Origin of the sequence: Nocardioides turkmenicus (assembly GCF_011045035.1) — a bacterium.
In the GTDB taxonomy this organism is placed as follows: Bacteria; Actinomycetota; Actinomycetes; order Propionibacteriales; family Nocardioidaceae; genus Nocardioides; species Nocardioides turkmenicus.
In genome coordinates this window covers 80176-96146 of sequence record NZ_JAALAA010000017.1, presented here as the reverse complement: position 1 = coordinate 96146, position 15971 = coordinate 80176, and the positions used below count along the sequence as shown (strand labels likewise).

At 71.6% G+C, this 15971-nt stretch carries 15 protein-coding genes; 12 read left to right on the top strand and 3 right to left on the bottom strand.

Annotated features, from left to right (window positions below):
- The first annotated feature begins 18 nt into the window (after window positions 1–18).
- From G5C66_RS19155 to G5C66_RS19130, 6 genes are all read left to right on the top strand, one after another.
- Complete coding sequence (locus G5C66_RS19155; protein ID WP_338144232.1) at window positions 19–510, top strand: MarR family winged helix-turn-helix transcriptional regulator; 492 nt, start codon at window positions 19–21, stop codon at window positions 508–510.
- An 85-nt stretch (window positions 511–595) separates the two neighbouring features.
- Window positions 596–1561 carry an ABC transporter substrate-binding protein gene (locus tag G5C66_RS19150; protein WP_165112522.1) on the top strand — a complete coding sequence of 322 codons (966 nt, stop codon included), beginning with the start codon at window positions 596–598 and terminating at the stop codon, window positions 1559–1561.
- 10 nt (window positions 1562–1571) lie between these two features.
- The gene (locus G5C66_RS19145) at window positions 1572–3029 is read left to right on the top strand and encodes a FecCD family ABC transporter permease (protein ID WP_338144231.1); all 1458 of its coding nucleotides are present in this window, start codon (window positions 1572–1574) and stop codon (window positions 3027–3029) included.
- On the top strand, window positions 3026–4084 hold the full coding sequence (locus G5C66_RS19140) for a FecCD family ABC transporter permease (RefSeq protein ID WP_338144230.1): 1059 nt from the start codon (window positions 3026–3028) through the stop codon (window positions 4082–4084). The genes G5C66_RS19145 and G5C66_RS19140 overlap by 4 nt, the downstream gene beginning before the upstream one ends.
- Window positions 4081–4893 (top strand): ABC transporter ATP-binding protein, encoded by an 813-nt coding sequence (locus tag G5C66_RS19135; protein ID WP_165112521.1) that lies wholly within the window; start codon window positions 4081–4083, stop codon window positions 4891–4893. The genes G5C66_RS19140 and G5C66_RS19135 overlap by 4 nt, the downstream gene beginning before the upstream one ends.
- A 38-nt stretch (window positions 4894–4931) precedes the next feature.
- Window positions 4932–5861, top strand: a complete 930-nt coding sequence (locus G5C66_RS19130; RefSeq protein WP_165112520.1) for an ABC transporter substrate-binding protein — start codon at window positions 4932–4934, stop codon at window positions 5859–5861.
- A gap of 21 nt (window positions 5862–5882) precedes the next feature.
- On the opposite strand, the gene G5C66_RS19125 is transcribed toward G5C66_RS19130, so the two are convergent.
- Together G5C66_RS19125 and G5C66_RS19120 are read right to left on the bottom strand one after the other, a co-directional pair.
- A complete protein-coding gene (locus G5C66_RS19125) occupies window positions 5883–7148 on the bottom strand; it encodes an alpha-L-fucosidase (RefSeq protein WP_165112519.1) in 1266 nt (421 codons plus the stop codon).
- 5 nt (window positions 7149–7153) lie between these two features.
- Window positions 7154–7750 (bottom strand): TetR family transcriptional regulator C-terminal domain-containing protein, encoded by a 597-nt coding sequence (locus G5C66_RS19120; protein ID WP_165112518.1) that lies wholly within the window; start codon window positions 7748–7750, stop codon window positions 7154–7156.
- Between the two features lie 147 nt (window positions 7751–7897).
- On the opposite strand from G5C66_RS19120, the gene G5C66_RS19115 reads away from it, so the two are divergent.
- The 4 genes from G5C66_RS19115 to G5C66_RS19100 all read left to right on the top strand — a co-directional run bounded on the left by G5C66_RS19115 (window position 7898) and on the right by G5C66_RS19100 (window position 12426).
- On the top strand, window positions 7898–9283 hold the full coding sequence (locus tag G5C66_RS19115) for an APC family permease (RefSeq protein WP_165112517.1): 1386 nt from the start codon (window positions 7898–7900) through the stop codon (window positions 9281–9283).
- Between the two features lie 47 nt (window positions 9284–9330).
- A complete protein-coding gene (speB, locus tag G5C66_RS19110) occupies window positions 9331–10383 on the top strand; it encodes an agmatinase (protein ID WP_165112516.1) in 1053 nt (350 codons plus the stop codon).
- A 1-nt stretch (window position 10384) separates the two neighbouring features.
- A complete protein-coding gene (locus tag G5C66_RS19105) occupies window positions 10385–11743 on the top strand; it encodes a flavin monoamine oxidase family protein (RefSeq protein WP_165112515.1) in 1359 nt (452 codons plus the stop codon).
- Between the two features lie 86 nt (window positions 11744–11829).
- Window positions 11830–12426 (top strand): adenylate kinase, encoded by a 597-nt coding sequence (locus G5C66_RS19100; protein ID WP_165112514.1) that lies wholly within the window; start codon window positions 11830–11832, stop codon window positions 12424–12426.
- Here G5C66_RS19100 and G5C66_RS19095 read toward each other — a convergent pair.
- Complete coding sequence (locus G5C66_RS19095; protein WP_165112556.1) at window positions 12399–13289, bottom strand: LysR family transcriptional regulator; 891 nt, start codon at window positions 13287–13289, stop codon at window positions 12399–12401. The two genes, G5C66_RS19100 and G5C66_RS19095, sit on opposite strands and share 28 nt — an antisense overlap.
- Before the next feature lie 71 nt (window positions 13290–13360).
- On the opposite strand from G5C66_RS19095, the gene gabT reads away from it, so the two are divergent.
- Window positions 13361–14698, top strand: coding sequence for a 4-aminobutyrate--2-oxoglutarate transaminase (gene gabT, locus G5C66_RS19090; protein WP_165112513.1), 1338 nt, complete (start codon window positions 13361–13363; stop codon window positions 14696–14698).
- Window positions 14695–15969, top strand: a complete 1275-nt coding sequence (locus G5C66_RS19085; RefSeq protein ID WP_206444306.1) for a Glu/Leu/Phe/Val dehydrogenase dimerization domain-containing protein — start codon at window positions 14695–14697, stop codon at window positions 15967–15969. The genes gabT and G5C66_RS19085 overlap by 4 nt, the downstream gene beginning before the upstream one ends.
- The last annotated feature ends 2 nt before the right edge of the window (window positions 15970–15971 follow it).

The window sequence follows — 15971 nt, the reverse complement described above, 5'->3', positions numbered from 1 at the left end:
GCGGCAGACTCCGTGAGCGTGGAGGGCAACTGGCTGTCGCCGGCGGAGCGGGCAGCATGGGTGCGCCTGATCGCCGTCCTCGAGCTGCTCCCGGGTGCTCTCGACTCCCAGCTGCGCCGCGACGCGGGGCTGACCCACTTCGACTACGGGGTCCTGGCGATGCTCTCCGAGGCTCCCGAGCGGACCCTGCGGATGACCGAGCTGGCGGGCTACACCAACGCGACGCTTCCCCGGCTCTCCAACGTCGTCAAGCGTCTGGCCGACCGCGGCCTCATCGAGCGGCACACCTGCCCGGGCGACCGCCGCGCGACCAACGTACGTCTCACGGAGGCGGGCCACGAGAAGATGGTCGCCTCGGCCCCCGGTCATGTCGACGCGGTGCGGGAGTATGTCTTCGACTCGCTGAGCCCCGAGCAGGTCGACCAGCTCGCCGAGATCGCCGGCACCATGCTCGAGCGGCTCGACCCGACCGGTGTGAAGAGACCGCCACTGGACCCCGGTTCGGTTTAGGTTACCCTAACCTAGGTTGGCGGCTCGGCGCCGGCCGCTGACCCGTGCCGCACCTGAAGGAACAGTCGTGAACCGTCGTTTCCGCATGGCCCCCATCACGGCCGCCGTAGCCGCCGCCTCCCTTGCTCTCGTCGCCTGTGGTGCCTCCACCGAGGCCTCCGACGGGGAGGACGGCGCCGGATCCGGCTTCGTGCACGAGGACGCCCGCGGCAAGACGATCGAGGTCGACGGCACCCCCGAGACCGTCGTCGCCCAGGCGAGCGCCGCGGCCGCGCTGTGGGACAACGGCTTCAAGGTCGACGGCGTCTACGGCGACCTGCCCGAGCCGCCGAACTACCTGACCGGCAACCTCGACGTCTCCGAGACGAAGGTCCTGGGCAAGGCCTGGGGCGAGTTCAACGTCGAGGAGTACGCCGCGATGAACCCCGACCTGCTGATCGACATGACCTTCGACGGAAAGACCCTCTGGTACGCCGGCGAGGTCGAGAAGCAGGTCGACAAGCTGGCTCCCACCCTCGCCATGCCGCTGACCGGGCTCTCGGTGACCGAGCAGATCGAGGCGTTCCAGACGCTCGCCGAGGACCTCGGGGCCGACCCGGAGACCGACGAGGCCAAGGCCGAGTTCGAGGACGCCGTCGCGCGGATCGAGGCCGTGGTGGAGAAGAACCCCGACCTGACCGTGGTCGCGGCGTCGACCTACGGCGAGGAGATCTACTTCGCCAACGCGCCCGAGCACCCCGACCTCGCCTACCTCGCCGAGCTCGGCGTGAAGTTCCCGAAGGTGACCCCCGACGAGCAGGGCATCTTCGAGCCGGTCAGCCTGGAGAACATCAGCAAGTACCACGCCGACGTTCTCCTCGTCGACGCCCGCGACCCCGGCGGCCTCGAGGAGCTGAGGACGAAGGACATCTTCAAGCGGCTGCCCGCTGTCGCCGCCGGTCAGCAGGACCTCTGGTATCCCGCCGCGCCCTACAGCTACCAGGCCTACGCCGAGGTCTTCCGTGGTTACGCCGACCAGCTCGAGGCCGCTCAGGTCCTCGAGCAGGGCTGACGGGTACGACGTGCGACTCAGTGACCTCGCCTCGGGCGAGGCCGTCTCGGCGCGCGCGGACCACACCCGGGTGCAGGTCCCGCGCGGCCCGGCGCCTCTCGGACTCCGTGCGGCCGCGGCGATCGTGGATCTGGCCCTGGTGGTGCTGCCGCTCGCCGTCGGCGCGCTCGTCGTGCACTCGCTGCGCGACGCGAACGGCGGCGGCACCGCGGACCGGGTCGTCTTCGGCGGCTTCGCGCTCGCCGTCGCGGTGGCCGTCCTCGTGTGGAACCGTGGCTTCGCCCAGGGCCGGCGCGGCGCGTCCACCGGGCTGACCTGGCTCGGGCTGGTCGCCCGAGGTCCCGACGGCCGCCCCCTCGGCGTACGCCGCAGCCTGCTGTTCGCGCCGCGACAGGTCGTGCGCCGGGTCACCGCCATCGACGAGGGCTTCGCCGCGATCGAGGTCGACCTCACCCCGGCGCAGCTGCGGCTGCGCCGGGTCGCCGGCCTCCTCGCGCTGCTCGTCCTCCTGGTCGTCCTGCTCGTGGCCAGCGTGGCGGTGGGCTCGCGGCCGTTGAGCTTCGGCGAGATCTGGCACGGGATCGTGCCGCCCTACGACACGACCCCGACCGAGGCCGACCTGATCGTCCGCGACCTGCGTACGCCCCGGACCCTCCTCGGTCTCGTCACCGGCATCGCCCTCGGCCTGGCCGGCGGGCTCATCCAAGGACACACGCGCAACCCGCTCGCCGACCCCGGCATCCTCGGCGTCAGCGCGGGCGCCGCCTGCGCGGTGGTCCTGGCGATCACGTTCCTCGGGGTGACGAGCGCGGTCGGTTACATCTGGTTCGCCCTCGCCGGGGCGCTGGTCACCAGCCTCGTGGTCTTCGGTCTCGCGTCGGTCGGGAGCAGCAGCCCCTCACCGGTCTGCCTCGTCCTCGGCGGGGCGGCGGTGGCGGCGTTCCTCTCGGCCGTCACCTCGGCGGTGGTGCTCCTCGACCAGACCACGCTGGACGCCTACCGCTTCTGGGTCGTCGGCTCCGTCGCCGGACGGGGGCTCGAGATCCTGCTGCCGTTGCTGCCGTTCTTCGCTCTCGGCACCGTGCTGGCCATGGTCAACGCTCCCGGTCTGAACATCCTCAGCCTCGGCGAGGAGGTCGCCCGCTCGCTCGGTACGAGCGTGGCGCTGAACCGCACCGTCGGCATCACCGCGCTCACCCTGCTCGCCGGCGCCGCGACCGCGGCCTGCGGCCCGATCGCCTTCATCGGCCTCGCCGTACCCCACATCGCGCGAGCGTTCACCGGGCCCGACTACCGGTGGCTGCTGCCGTGCTCCGCGCTGATCGGCGCCATCATGCTCCTGACCTGCGACATCCTCGGCCGCGTCGCGGCGCGCCCGGGGGAGCTCCAGGTCGGCATCGTGCTCGCCCTGGTGGGCTCGCCCTTCTTCATCGCCCTCGTACGCCGCCGGAAGCTGGTGACCCTGTGACGACGACGCTCGTGCCCGGCCGCCCGCGCTTCGGGCGAGGACCGCTGACGCTGGTCTGGCGTCCGCGCCTGGTCGTGGTCGACGTCGCTCTGCTGGTGCTGGTCTTCCTGCTGGTGTGCCTCAACGTCGGTCGCGGTGACTACCCGATCAGCGTGCCCGACGTCGCCGCGGTGATCCTCGGCGGCGGGACCGACGCCGAGCACTTCATCGTCTGGGACCTCCGCCTGCCACGCTCCGTGGTCGGCCTCCTGGTGGGCGCCGGCTTCGGCATGTCGGGAGCGATCTGGCAGTCGATCACCCGCAATCCGCTCGCCAGCCCCGACCTGCTCGGCATCACCGCCGGCGCCAGCGCGGGCGCGGTCGCGGTGATCGTCTTCGGCGGCACCGCCTTCGTCGGCGGCGCCATCGGCGTGCCGGCGGCGGCCATGGTGGGCGGCCTGCTGGCCGGCGTGGTGATCTACCTGCTCGCCTGGCGCCGCGGGATCGAGGGGTTCCGGCTCGTCCTGATCGGGGTCGCCGTCAACGGCATCCTCCTCGCGCTGACCAACTGGATGCTCGTCGTCGGTGAGATCTGGGACGCCCAGGAGGCGACCGTGTGGCTCAACGGGTCGCTCAACGGCCGGGGGTGGAGCGACGCCGTTCCCGCCGCGATCGCCCTCGGAGCCATCGGCGCGGTCGCCCTGGCCTCGACCTTCCAGCTCTCCGCGCTCAAGCTCGGCGACGACACCGCCCGTGCGCTCGGGGTGCGGGTGCAGCTCAGCCAGTCCGTCCTGCTGGTCGCCTCGGTCCTGCTGGCCGCCATGTGCGTCACCGCGGCCGGCCCGATCGGGTTCATCGCCTTCGTCGCCCCGCAGGTCGCGCTCCGGATCGCCCGCACCTCCGGGCCGCCGCTGCTCGCCTCGGCGCTCACCGGTGCCGCCCTGGTCGTGGGCAGCGACTACGTCGCGCGCGTGCTCCTACCCGTCGAGCTCCCGGTCGGGATCGTCACCACCGCCATCGGAGGCCCCTTCCTGATGTATCTGATCATCCGCACCAACCGGAGGCTGTCACGATGAGCGAGCACCAGATCACCGCCGAGGACCTGGTGCTCGGCTACGGCGACCGGGTCGTCGTCGACGGCCTGACCACCGAGATCCCGTCGGGCAAGGTCACCACGATCATCGGCCCCAACGGCTGCGGCAAGTCGACCTTCCTGCGGGCGGTCGCGCGGCTGCTCAAGCCCAGCTCCGGGCAGGTGCTGCTCGACGGCAAGGCGATCACCTCGATGCGTACGCGTGAGGTGGCGAAGGTGCTCGGCATGCTGCCGCAGTCGCCGACCGCGCCTGAGGGCCTGACCGTCGCCGACCTGGTGGCCAAGGGCCGCCACCCGCACCAGTCGTGGCTGCGGCAGTGGTCCAGCGACGACGAGACCGAGGTCGAGGCGGCGCTGCGGCTGACCGGGATGCACGAGCTCGCCGCCCGCCCCGTCGACGAGCTCTCGGGCGGTCAGCGCCAGCGGGCGTGGATCTCGATGGCGCTGGCGCAGGAGACCGACATCCTGCTGCTCGACGAGCCGACGACGTACCTCGATCTGGCGCATCAGGTCGAGGTGCTCGACCTCGTTGACAAGCTCCACGCCGACCTGGACCGCACCATCGTGATGGTCCTCCACGACCTCAACCTGGCGGTGCGCTACAGCGACCACCTGATCGTGATGCGCGAGGGTCGCATCGTCACTGCCGGTCCGCCCGACGAGCTCATCACCGCGGACCTGCTCCGCGACGTCTTCGGCCTCGACAGCCAGGTGCTCGTCGACCCGGTCTCGGGCCGGCCGATGATCGTGCCGATCGGTGTACGCCGCTCGGCGCCCACCGTCCAGCACTGAAGCGCTGTACGGCCCCGGGAGTCCGGGGGAACTCCACCATGAAAGGAACCATCGTGCGCAAGCACCTGTCCGGCGTCGCTGCCCTGCTCGCCGCCGCCCTCGTCCTCACCGCCTGTGGCGGCAGCTCCTCGGGCTCGGAGGCCACCGCCGAGACCCGCGAGGTCAAGCACGCCAAGGGTGTGGCCGAGGTGCCCGTCGCCCCGAAGCGGGTCGTGGTCCTCGACACCGGCGAGCTCGACGACGCGCTCGCCCTCGGCGTGAAGCCGGTCGGTGCCGTACGCGTCGACGTGGCCACCGACTTCCTCAGCTACCTCGGCGACCAGACCGAGGGGATCGAGGAGGTGGGCACCATCTCCGAGCCCAACCTGGAGAAGATCGCGGCGCTCGACCCCGACCTCATCCTCTCCAGCACCGTACGTCACGAGGCGATCTACGAGCAGCTGAACGAGATCGCCCCGACCGTGCTCGCGCCCGACCTCGGCGACACCTGGAAGGACAACTTCCTGCTCTACGCCGACGCGCTCAACAAGACCGCCGAGGCGAAGAAGATGCTCGCCGACTTCGAGAGTGACGCGGCCGCCCTCGGCAAGACCGTCGGAGCCGGCAAGACCCTCTCGATCGTCCGCTTCCTGCCCGGTCAGATCCGGCTCTACTCCGACAAGTCGTTCAGCGGCGTCATCCTCGACGACATGGGCCTGAGCGTCCCCGAGCAGGCCGTGGGCGAGGACACCTACCTCGAGGTCTCGCCCGAGCAGATCACCACGGCCGACGCCGACTTCGTCTACGTCAGCACCTACGGCCCCGAGGGCGACACCGACAAGGCCAAGGTGCTCGGCGGCCCGCTGTGGAAGCGCATCCCCGCGGTCGAGGCCGGTCAGGTCCACGACATCAACGACGACCTGCTCAGCGGCATCGGCATCCAGGCCGCACAGCAGATCCTCGCGCAGTTCGAGAAGGAGCTGAGCTGAGCTCAGCTGTCCCGATCGTCCTCAGTCGTTCTCGTGCGGCCGGTACAGCGACACCTCGCCGTCGAGGTCGAGAGCGATCACGGTGCACAGCGGGTCGAGGTCGTCATCCGTGGTGAACACGTACTCCCAGCCGGGAACCTCGTGGAGGCCGCCGACGCGCTGGTGCTCGAGTTCGGTGCCGGTCCCGAGGACGTACGCCTTGAGGACCTGGTTGCGCAGGCCCCGGACCACGACGTAGTCGTTGGGCCGGTCGAGGACGTAGAGGAACAGGGTCCGGCCGTCGTCGGAGACGGCGGTCGGACCGTAGAAGTGACCGTGCGGGAGGCCGCGGCGGATGCCGCGGACCGCGGGGGAGTGGCGCGAGACCCAGGCTCCGAGCGCCTCGAGACGCTCGGTCTGCTCGGGCGTGATGGTGCCGTCCTCGCGCGGGCCGACGTCGAGCAGCAGGTTGCCGCCACCGCCGATCGTCTCGACGAAGGTGCGCACGATCTGCCGCGGTGACTTGTGGTTGTCGTCCTGCGGCTGCCAGCCCCAGGAGTCGTTGATGGTCAGGCAGAGCTCCCACGGGCCCTCCGGCGGCTCCACCGGAACGCCCTGTTCCGGCGTCACGTAGTCGCCGTGGCCGAGCATCCGGCCGTTGACGACCATCTCCGGGGCGAGCTCGCGCAGCTCCGCCCGCAGCTCGCGCATCCGCCACTGCCGCTCGTCGCGCTCCCACTCGCCGTCGAACCAGAGCAGGTCCGGGGCGAAGCGGGTCACCAGCTCCCGGATCTGGGCGCGGTGGAACTCCAGGTAGCGCTCCCAGCGCTCGGGCTCCTCCGCGCCCGGACGCGGGACGGCGTAGGGGTTGTCCTGCACGACCGGGTGCTGCACGGCCGGCCGCACGGTCGCGTAGTCGGGGTGCGACCAGTCCAGGTGGGAGAAGTAGAGGCCGACCTTGAGCCCCCGGCGGCGTACGGCCGTGACGAACTCGGCGACGAGGTCGCGGCCGGCCGGCGCCCGCCTGACGACGGACAGATCGTTCGCGTCGGTGTCGTAGAGGGCGACGCCGTCGTGGTGCTTGGCGGTGAGCACCGCGTAGGTCGCCCCGGCTCGCTCGAAGAGCTCCGCCCAGGCGTCGGCGTCGAACGCCGAGGCGGTGAAGCGGTCGATCTGGGACATGTAGTCGGGGTAGGGGACCCGGCCGTCGTAGAAGGACCAGGACTCGGCCACTCCGTCGACGCTGTAGATGCCCCAGTGGACGAAGATGCCCAGCTTCGCCTCCGGGAACCAGGGTGCGATCGTCATGCTCGTCACCCGGTGTGGGCCGCGACCGCGGCGCGGGTGTGCTCGAGGGCGCGCTCGCGCAGCGTGGTGCCGCCGCCGGTGACGATGCCGATGCTGAAGCCGTCCCACATCGCCCGCAGCCGCTCGGAGACGGCTTCGCGGTCGGGGACCTCGGGAAGGGCGGCGGCAAGGAGCCGGACCAGGTCGGCGTGCCACTCGTCGTCCATCGCGCGCTGCGCGGCGGCGAGCTCGGCGTCGTACGGCGCGCGCGCCCACAGCTCGAGCCAGAGGAGCCAGCGCGGGTCGCGCTCGTCGAGCGCGAGGTAGACGTCGACGAAGGACAGCAGCGCGTCGACGCCCCCGGACCGGTCCTTCTCCACCTTCTCCAGGATCGGGGCGCGTTGCGCGGCGTACTCGTTCTCGCTCCAGCGCAGGGTCTCCAGGAGCAGCCCGTTGCGGGTGCCGAAGTAGTAGAGGAGGTGGCCGCCGCTGGTGCCGAGCCGGGCGGCGAGCGAGGCCATCGTGACCTTGGCGAGCCCCTCCTCGGCCACCATCTCGAGGGTTGTCGCGAGCACCTGCTCGCGTGGTCGTTCCAGGCGTCTGTTGGAGCGTGTGCGCGTCACCTCGACAGTGTCTCCTTGTGCTCGCGGGGTGAAATCTTCGGTCCCACCCCTTGACTCTAGCGGTGATCTCGGTCACTTTGAATACCGTTCAAAGTTTTGTACGGCGTTCAAAACTCGCTGTACCCTCATCCCACAAGGAGAACCGCGATGATCGAATCCATGCAGGTGAGCCCGGAAGAGGTGACGCCGGCGCACGAGCGGCGCCGGCTCGCGCGGGTGCTCGGACCCGGTGCTGCGGTTCTGCTGGTGCTCTCGTGCATCACCCCCGCCTCGAGCCTGTTCATCATCGTCCCGGAGCTGTTCGCGACCCAGGGGAGCGGCGCCGTGCTGGCCGTCGTGGCCGGCTTCGCGGTCTCGGTCGCGATCGCCGCCTGCTACGCCGAGCTCGGCACCCGCACCGCCAGCTCCGGCGGTGAGTACGCGATGGTCACCCAGACGCTCGGCAAGTCCATGGGCTGGCTGACGTTCTCCCTGGCGGGCGTGCTGCTGTGGCTCATCCCGCCGATCTTCGCCCTCGGCACCGCCGACTACCTGGCCGACCTGGTGGAGCTGCCGCGTGCCGCGACCGGCGCGATCGTGATGCTCCTCTCGACCGCCACCGCGATCCTCAACATCAAGGCCAACGCGGTCGTCACCGGCACCTTCCTCGCGCTCGAGATCGTCGCCGCCATCGTGGTCACCGTGCTCGGGCTCGGGCACGTCCAGCGCGGCCCCGGTGAGCTGGTCACCCCGCACGTCATCGGCGAGAACGGCCTGGAGCCGTTCACCCTGGCGATCCTCATCTCCGGCCTGGCGGTCAGCACGTTCCTGGTCAGCGGCTTCGGCACCACCGTCTACCTCTCCGAGGAGATCGTCGACCCGCGTCGCAACGTCGCCCGCGTCGTCTTCTGGACCCTCGGCCTGGGCGGCCTGGTCATCCTCGTCCCCACCATCACCACCGTCCTGGCGGTCGACGACCTCAACGACCTCGCCTCGGGCAACTTCTCGATGTGGGTCGCGGCCTGGGGCGGCGAGCGCGTCGCCGTCGCCGTGAACGTCGCCATCGCGATCGCGATCCTCAACGCCGTCATCGTGATGGTGCTGCAGAACGCCCGCGTCGTCTACGCCTCCGCGCGCGACCGCTCCTGGCCCACGCCGGTCAACGCCGTGCTCACCAAGCTCCACCCCCGCTACGCCACCCCGTGGCTGGCCACCCTCGTCATCGGCATCCCCGGCGCGATCCTCGCCGGTGCCGTCGAGATCGAGGCGCTGCTCGGCGTGACCTCGGTGGTCATCTCCACGATGTACGTCGTCGTCGCCATCGCCTCGCTCCGCGCCCGTCGTCAGGCGCCCGCCGAGGGCTGGCGGATGCCGCTGTGGCCGCTGCCGCCGCTGGTCGTGATCGGCGCGATCGGCTACGCGCTGGCCGGCTCCGCCCGCACGGACATCCTGATCACGGCCGGGATCGTGGTCGCCGCCCTCGCCTACTACTACGTCTACCTCGCCCGCCGACCCGGCGAGCGGTTCCTCGTCGTCGACCCGACCGAGGACTGAGCACATCCATCTGAACCCGACGAATCCAAACGAGAGAGAAGAACGCCATGGCTCGCTACGGAACCCAGTTCGGCCCCGACATCACCTTCCTGGGTGTCGACCGGTGTGACTGGGCCGACCCCGCGACGTACGAGGGTGCCGACGTCGTCATCCTCGGCGCCCCCTTCGACGGAGGTACGTCGCACCGGTCGGGCACCCGCTTCGGCCCGCAGTTCATCCGGCAGACGTGCTATCTGGCGCACGACGGCTCGCGGCCGTCGCTGGCGATGCGGGTCGACGCACTGCAGGACATCCGCGTGCTGGACGCGGGGGACGTGGAGATGTTCTCCGGCGACGCCGAGCGATCGGTGCGCGACCTGCAGGAGGCCGTCCACGCCGTGACGAGCAACGGCGCCATCCCGCTGGTGCTGGGTGGCGACCACACCATCGCCTGGCCTGACGCCGCCGGCGTCGCCCAGCACATCGGTCAGGGACGGGTCTCGATGATCCACTTCGACGCCCACGCCGACACCGGGGACATCGAGTTCGGCTCGCTGATCGGCCACGGTCAGCCGATGCGCCGGCTCATCGAGTCCGGCGCGCTGCGCGGCGACCGATTCCTGCAGATGGGCCTGCGTGGCTACTGGCCCGAGCCCGAGACGCTGGACTGGATGGCCGAGCAGGGCATGCGGTCCTACGAGATGACCGAGATCGTGCACCGTGGCCTGGAGGAGTGCCTCACCGAGGCCTTCACCATCGCCACCGACGAGTGCGACGGCGTCTTCCTCTCGGTCGACATCGACGTCTGCGATCCCGGCCACGCCCCCGGCACCGGCACCCCGGAGCCGGGTGGTCTGACCGCCCGCCAGCTGCTCGACGCGGTCCGCCGGATCGCCTACGAGCTGCCCGTCGTCGGCATCGACGTCGTCGAGGTCTCCCCGCCCTACGACCACGCCGACATCACCTCGTTCCTCGCCAACCGAGTCGTCCTCGAGGCGCTCTCGGGCATCGCCCGCCGCAAGCGCGACCAGGCCGACGGGACCCGCTGGGACCCGAGCCTCCCGCTGCTCGCCCAGCGCCCGGACCAGCGGCCCACCCACACCGACAACCAGGAGAACTGACATGACCACCCATGACGTGATCGTGGTCGGCGCCGGCGTGACCGGCCTGACCGCGGCCTGGCGGCTCGCGCAGGCCGGCCAGGACGTGCTCGTTCTGGAGGCGCGCGACCGCGTCGGCGGCCGGCTGCGCACCGAGGCGCACGGTGCGCCCGGAGCCGAGTCCGACTTCGAGATCGGTGGCCAGTGGGTCTCGCCGGACCAGGACGCCCTGATCGGGATCCTCGACGAGCTCGGGCTGCCGACCTACCCGCGCTTCCGCGAGGGCGAGTCCCTCTACGTCGACAAGACCGGGGCCGTGCACCGCTTCGGCGACGAGCTCCCGGTCGGGGAGTCCACCTCGGCCGCGATCGCCCAGCTGACCAAGACGCTCGACGAGCTGGCCGCGGCGATGGATCCGGCCCGGCCGTGGGAGCTCGAGGACGCCGACCACCTCGACAGCGTCTCGTTCCGGGCCTGGCTGGAGGCGCAGTGCGACGACCCGGTCGCCGTCGACAACGTCGCCCTCTACATCGGGCCGGCGATGCTGACCAAACCTGCCCACGCCTTCTCCGCCCTCCAGGCGGTGCAGATGGCCGCCAGTGCCGGGTCGTTCAGCAACCTCGTCGACGCCGACGTGATCCTCGACCGCCGCGTCGTCGGCGGCTTGCAGCGGGTGCCGCTGACCCTGGCCGCGCGTCTCGGTGACCGGGTACGCCTCGGCCAGGACGTCACCCACATCGAGTGGGACGAGGACGGCGCCGTCGTCCACGTCGGCACCGAGATCCACGCCGCTCGCCGGCTCGTCCTCGCGGTGCCGCCGACCCTGGTCAAGCGGATTCGGTTCAGCCCCGAGCTCCCCGCCGAGCACCGGATCGCCCGTGAGCACCAGTCGTTCGGCCTGGTCATCAAGGTCCAGGCGCAGTACGCCACGCCCTTCTGGCGCGCCGACGGCCTCAGCGGCACCGGCTTCGCCCCCTGGCAGCTCGTCCACGAGGTCTACGACAACACCCCCGAGGGCGAGCAGCGCGGCACCCTGGTCGGCTTCGTCTCCGACGAGCGCGCCGACGCCGTCGGCCGGCTCTCCGACGAGGAGCGGCGGGGTCGGGTGCTCGAGTCGCTGGCGGCGTACTTCGGAGAGGCGGCGCTCGAGCCGCTCACCTACGTCGAGAGCGACTGGCAGCACCAGGAGCTGACCGGCGGTGCGTACGGGACGAGCTTCGACCTCGGCGGGCTGACCCGCTGGGGTGCGGTGCTGCGCGAGCCGCTCGGACCGATCGAGTTCGGCAGCAGCGACGTGGCGGGCCACGGCTTCCAGCACGTCGACGGCGCCGTACGCGTCGGCGACGAGATCGCGCGGCGCATCCTCACGGTTGCAACGTGATCGCAGCGGAGCGAGGACTAGCGTGACACCGGGCGCGCTCATCGTGGGGATGAGCGCGCCAACCTCGAGAAAGGTCCACGACTCGTATGCGCCTCCTCCTCATGGGACCGCCCGGTGCCGGCAAGGGCACCCAGGCCGCCGTCATCGCCCAGTGCTTCGCCGTGCCGGCGATCTCGACCGGCGACATCTTCCGGGCCAACGTCGCCCAGCAGACCGAGCTGGGGGTGGCGGCACAGGCCTACATGGACGCAGGCGAGTACGTGCCGGACGAGGTCACCAACGCGATGGTCGCCGACCGGCTCGCCGCCGGTGACTGCGCGGGCGGCTTCCTCCTCGACGGCTACCCGCGTACGCCCCAGCAGGTCGACGAGCTCGACGCGATCCTGGCGCTCGCCGGAGCCGGGCTCGACGCGGTGGTCCTGCTCGAGGCGGACACCGACGAGCTGGTGAGCCGGCTGCTGGCCCGGTCCCGGGACCAGGGTCGCGCTGACGACACCGAGCCGGTCATCCGTCGCCGGCTCGAGGTGTACGCCGCCGAGACCGGCCCGCTCGCCGACCGCTACGCCGAGCGTGGTCTGCTCACCACGGTGGACGGCCTCGGCTCGGTCGAGGAGGTCACCGAACGGATCCTGACCGTGCTGGGCTCCGTGCCCGCTCAGCGGGCGGCGACCTCGGCGCCGTAGCGCTCGACGCAGAAGGCGGAGAGGCGCTCGGCCAGGGCGGCGAGCGCCTCGGCGGCGTGGTGCTGCGGGTCCCACGCCGCGTACAGCCTGATCCGCACCAGCCCCGACGGTGCCTCGATGTGCAGCGGCACCAGGCCGAAGCGCGGGTCGTCCGAGACGACCGCGATCCCGCGGCCCGAGGCCGCGAGCGCCTGCGCGACCTGGGCGTTGGACACCTCGAGGACGTCGCCGTAGCCCACGGCGGCGTCCTCGACCGCTGTGTCCAGGAGCGGACGCGGCCGCAGGTCCTCGGTGAGCAGCACGAGCGGCCGCGTCACCAGGTCGCGTACGTCCACCGACCCCCGTCCCGCCCACGGGTCGTCGGCCCGGACATAGGCCCAGACGGGCAGCACCGCGAGGGCGCGCGAGGCCAGGGACCGGCCCGGCGGCCGGGTGACGATCGCCAGGTCGGCGCCGGCGCGGACCGCGGCGACCGCGCCGCGCGGGTCGAGCTCGCGTACCTTCGCGACCGGGTCGTCCGGCTGCAGCGTCGCCAGGAACGGCGCGAGCACGTCGGTGAGCGTCGTGGCCGGCACCGCCAGATGCAGCTCGTCAAGCCGGCCGGAGGCGAGCACGCCGACGGCACGCTCGAGGTCGTCCGCGTGCGCGAGCAGGTCGCGGGCGCGGGGGAGGAGCTCCTCGGCCGTCCGGGTCAGCCGCAGCCGTCGACCCTCCCGGGCGAACAGCGGCACACCCAGGTTGGCCTCGAGCTGGCGCAGCTGCCGCGACAGCACCGGCTGGGTCACGTGCAGCACCTCCGCGGCGCGGGTCGCGGAGCCCGCGTCGGCGGTCGCGACGAAGTAGCGCAGCAGGCGCAGATCCATGCTCACGAGACATGATTGTAGTAGTCAAAAGGTCTTGGACGACATGTGTCGCTGAGCCCCATGCTGATCCCATGACCGAGCTCACGACCCTCGAACAGTCCCGCCTCCTGCGTACGCCGCTTCCCGGCCCGCGCTCCCAGGAGCTCATGCGCCGCAAGGTCGCGGCCGTGAGCCAGGGCGTGGCCACCACCCTGCCCGTCTTCGCCGCCCGCGCGGCCGGCGGGATCGTCGAGGACATCGACGGCAACCGCTTCATCGACCTCGGCTCCGGGATCGCGGTGACCACCGTCGGCTCCAGCGCCGCCAAGGTGGTCGACGCGGTCTCCGAGCAGGTCGCCGCCTTCACCCACACCTGCTTCATGGTCACCCCCTACGAGGGCTACGTGGCCGTCGCCGAGCAGCTCGCCCGGCTCACCCCCGGCGACCACGAGAAGCGCACCGCGCTGTTCAACTCCGGCTCCGAGGCCGTCGAGAACGCGGTCAAGATCGCCCGCTCGTTCACCGGCAAGGACGCGGTGGTCGTCTTCGACCACGCCTACCACGGCCGCACCAACCTCACCATGGCCATGACGGCGAAGAACATGCCCTACAAGCACGGCTTCGGGCCGTTCGCCGGCGAGGTCTACCGGGCCCCGATGTCCTACCCGTTCCGCGACGCCGACGAGATCGACGGCAAGCTGGCGGCGGCCCGGGCGACCTCCCAGATCGAGACCCAGGTCGGCGCCGAGAACCTCGCCGCCATCGTGATCGAGCCGATCCAGGGTGAGGGCGGCTTCATCGTCCCGGCCCCCGGCTTCCTCGCCGCGCTGGCGGAGTGGTGCCGCGCCAACGACGTGATCTTCGTGGCCGACGAGGTGCAGTCCGGCTTCGGCCGCACCGGCACCTGGTTCGCCGTCGAGCACGACGGCGTCGTCCCCGACCTCGTGGTCAGCGCCAAGGGCATCGCCGGCGGCCTGCCGCTCTCCGCGGTCACCGGCCGCGCCGACGTCATGGACGCCGTCCACCCCGGCGGCCTCGGCGGCACCTACGGCGGCAACCCGCTCGCCTGCGCCGCCGCGCTGGCCGTGATCGAGACCATCGAGACCGAGGACCTGCTCACCCGGGCCCGCGAGATCGAGACGCGGCTGCTGGGAAGGCTCCGTGAGCTGCAGAAGAGCGACCCGCGCATCGGCGACGTACGCGGCCGGGGTGCGATGATCGCCGCCGAGTTCGTCGACCCGGCCACCGGCAACCCCGACGGTGCGGTCGCCAAGGCCGTTGCCGCCTACGCCCACAGCCAGGGTGTCCTCACCCTGACCTGCGGCACCTGGGGCAACGTCATCCGCTTCCTGCCGCCGCTGAGCATCTCGGACGAGCTGCTCGACGACGCCCTGGACGTCCTCGCGGCGGGTCTGGAGCAGGCGTCGTGACCGCCACGCTCGAGCGGCCGGTGTCGACCGAGACCAGCGTCCTCGACGACGCCCGCGCGCAGCTCGCCCAGGCCGTCGGCGTGCTGGGCCTCTCGCCCGACGTACACGCGATGCTGGCCGAGCCCCGCCGGGAGGTGAGCGTCAGCATCCCGCTGCGCCGCGACGACGGCTCGGTGGAGGTGCTGCGCGGCTACCGCGTGCAGCACAACTACTCGCGCGGCCCCGGCAAGGGCGGCGTACGCTTCGACGCCCGCGTCGACCTGGACGAGGTCCGCGCGCTGGCGATGTGGATGACCTGGAAGTGCGCGCTGCTCGACGTCCCCTACGGCGGGGCGAAGGGCGGCGTACGCGTCGACCCGCGCGGCTACAGCACGGCCGAGCTCGAGCGGATCACCCGGCGCTACACCTCCGAGATCGCGCCCCTGATCGGGCCCAACCAGGACATCCCGGCCCCCGACGTCGGCACGGACGAGCAGACCATGGCCTGGATGATGGACACCTACTCGGTCGGTCGCGGCCACACCGTCCTCGGTGTGGTGACCGGCAAGCCGATCTCGGTCGGCGGGTCGCAGGGCCGGGCCGGCTCCACCTCGCGCGGCGTGGTGGCGGTCGCCGTCGAGGCGCTGCGTCACGTCGGGATCGACCCCGAGGGCGCCACCGCCGCCGTTCAGGGCTTCGGCAAGGTCGGCCGTGGGGCCGCGCGCTTCCTGGCCCGCGAGGGCGTCCGGGTGCTCGCGGTCAGCGACGTCAACGGTGCCGTGCACCACCCCGACGGGCTCGACGTCGAGGCCCTCGAGGCGCACGTCGACGCGACCGGCAGCGTCGTGGGCTTCCCCGGCGGCACCCCGGTCGAGAGCGACGAGGTGCTCACCGCCGACGTCGACCTGATCGTCCCGGCCGCGGTCGAGGGCGTCATCCACGCCGGCAACGCCGCCCGGGTGCGTGCCCGGGTCGTCGCCGAGGGCGCCAACGGCCCGGTGACCACCGCTGCCGACGAGGTGCTGGCCGCGAACGGCGTGCTCGTCGTCCCCGACATCCTCGCCAACGCGGGCGGCGTGGTCGTGTCCTACTTCGAGTGGGTCCAGGCCAACCAGTCCTACTGGTGGAGCGAGGCCGAGGTCGACGAGCGACTCGTCGAGCGGATGATCCGTGCCTGGAACGACGTTCTCGCCTACGCCACCGACAACCAGCTGTCCCTGCGCCTGGCGGCCACCTGCATGGCCGTCGAGCGCGTCTACCGAGCCCACGAAGTGAGAGGCCTCTACCCGTGACC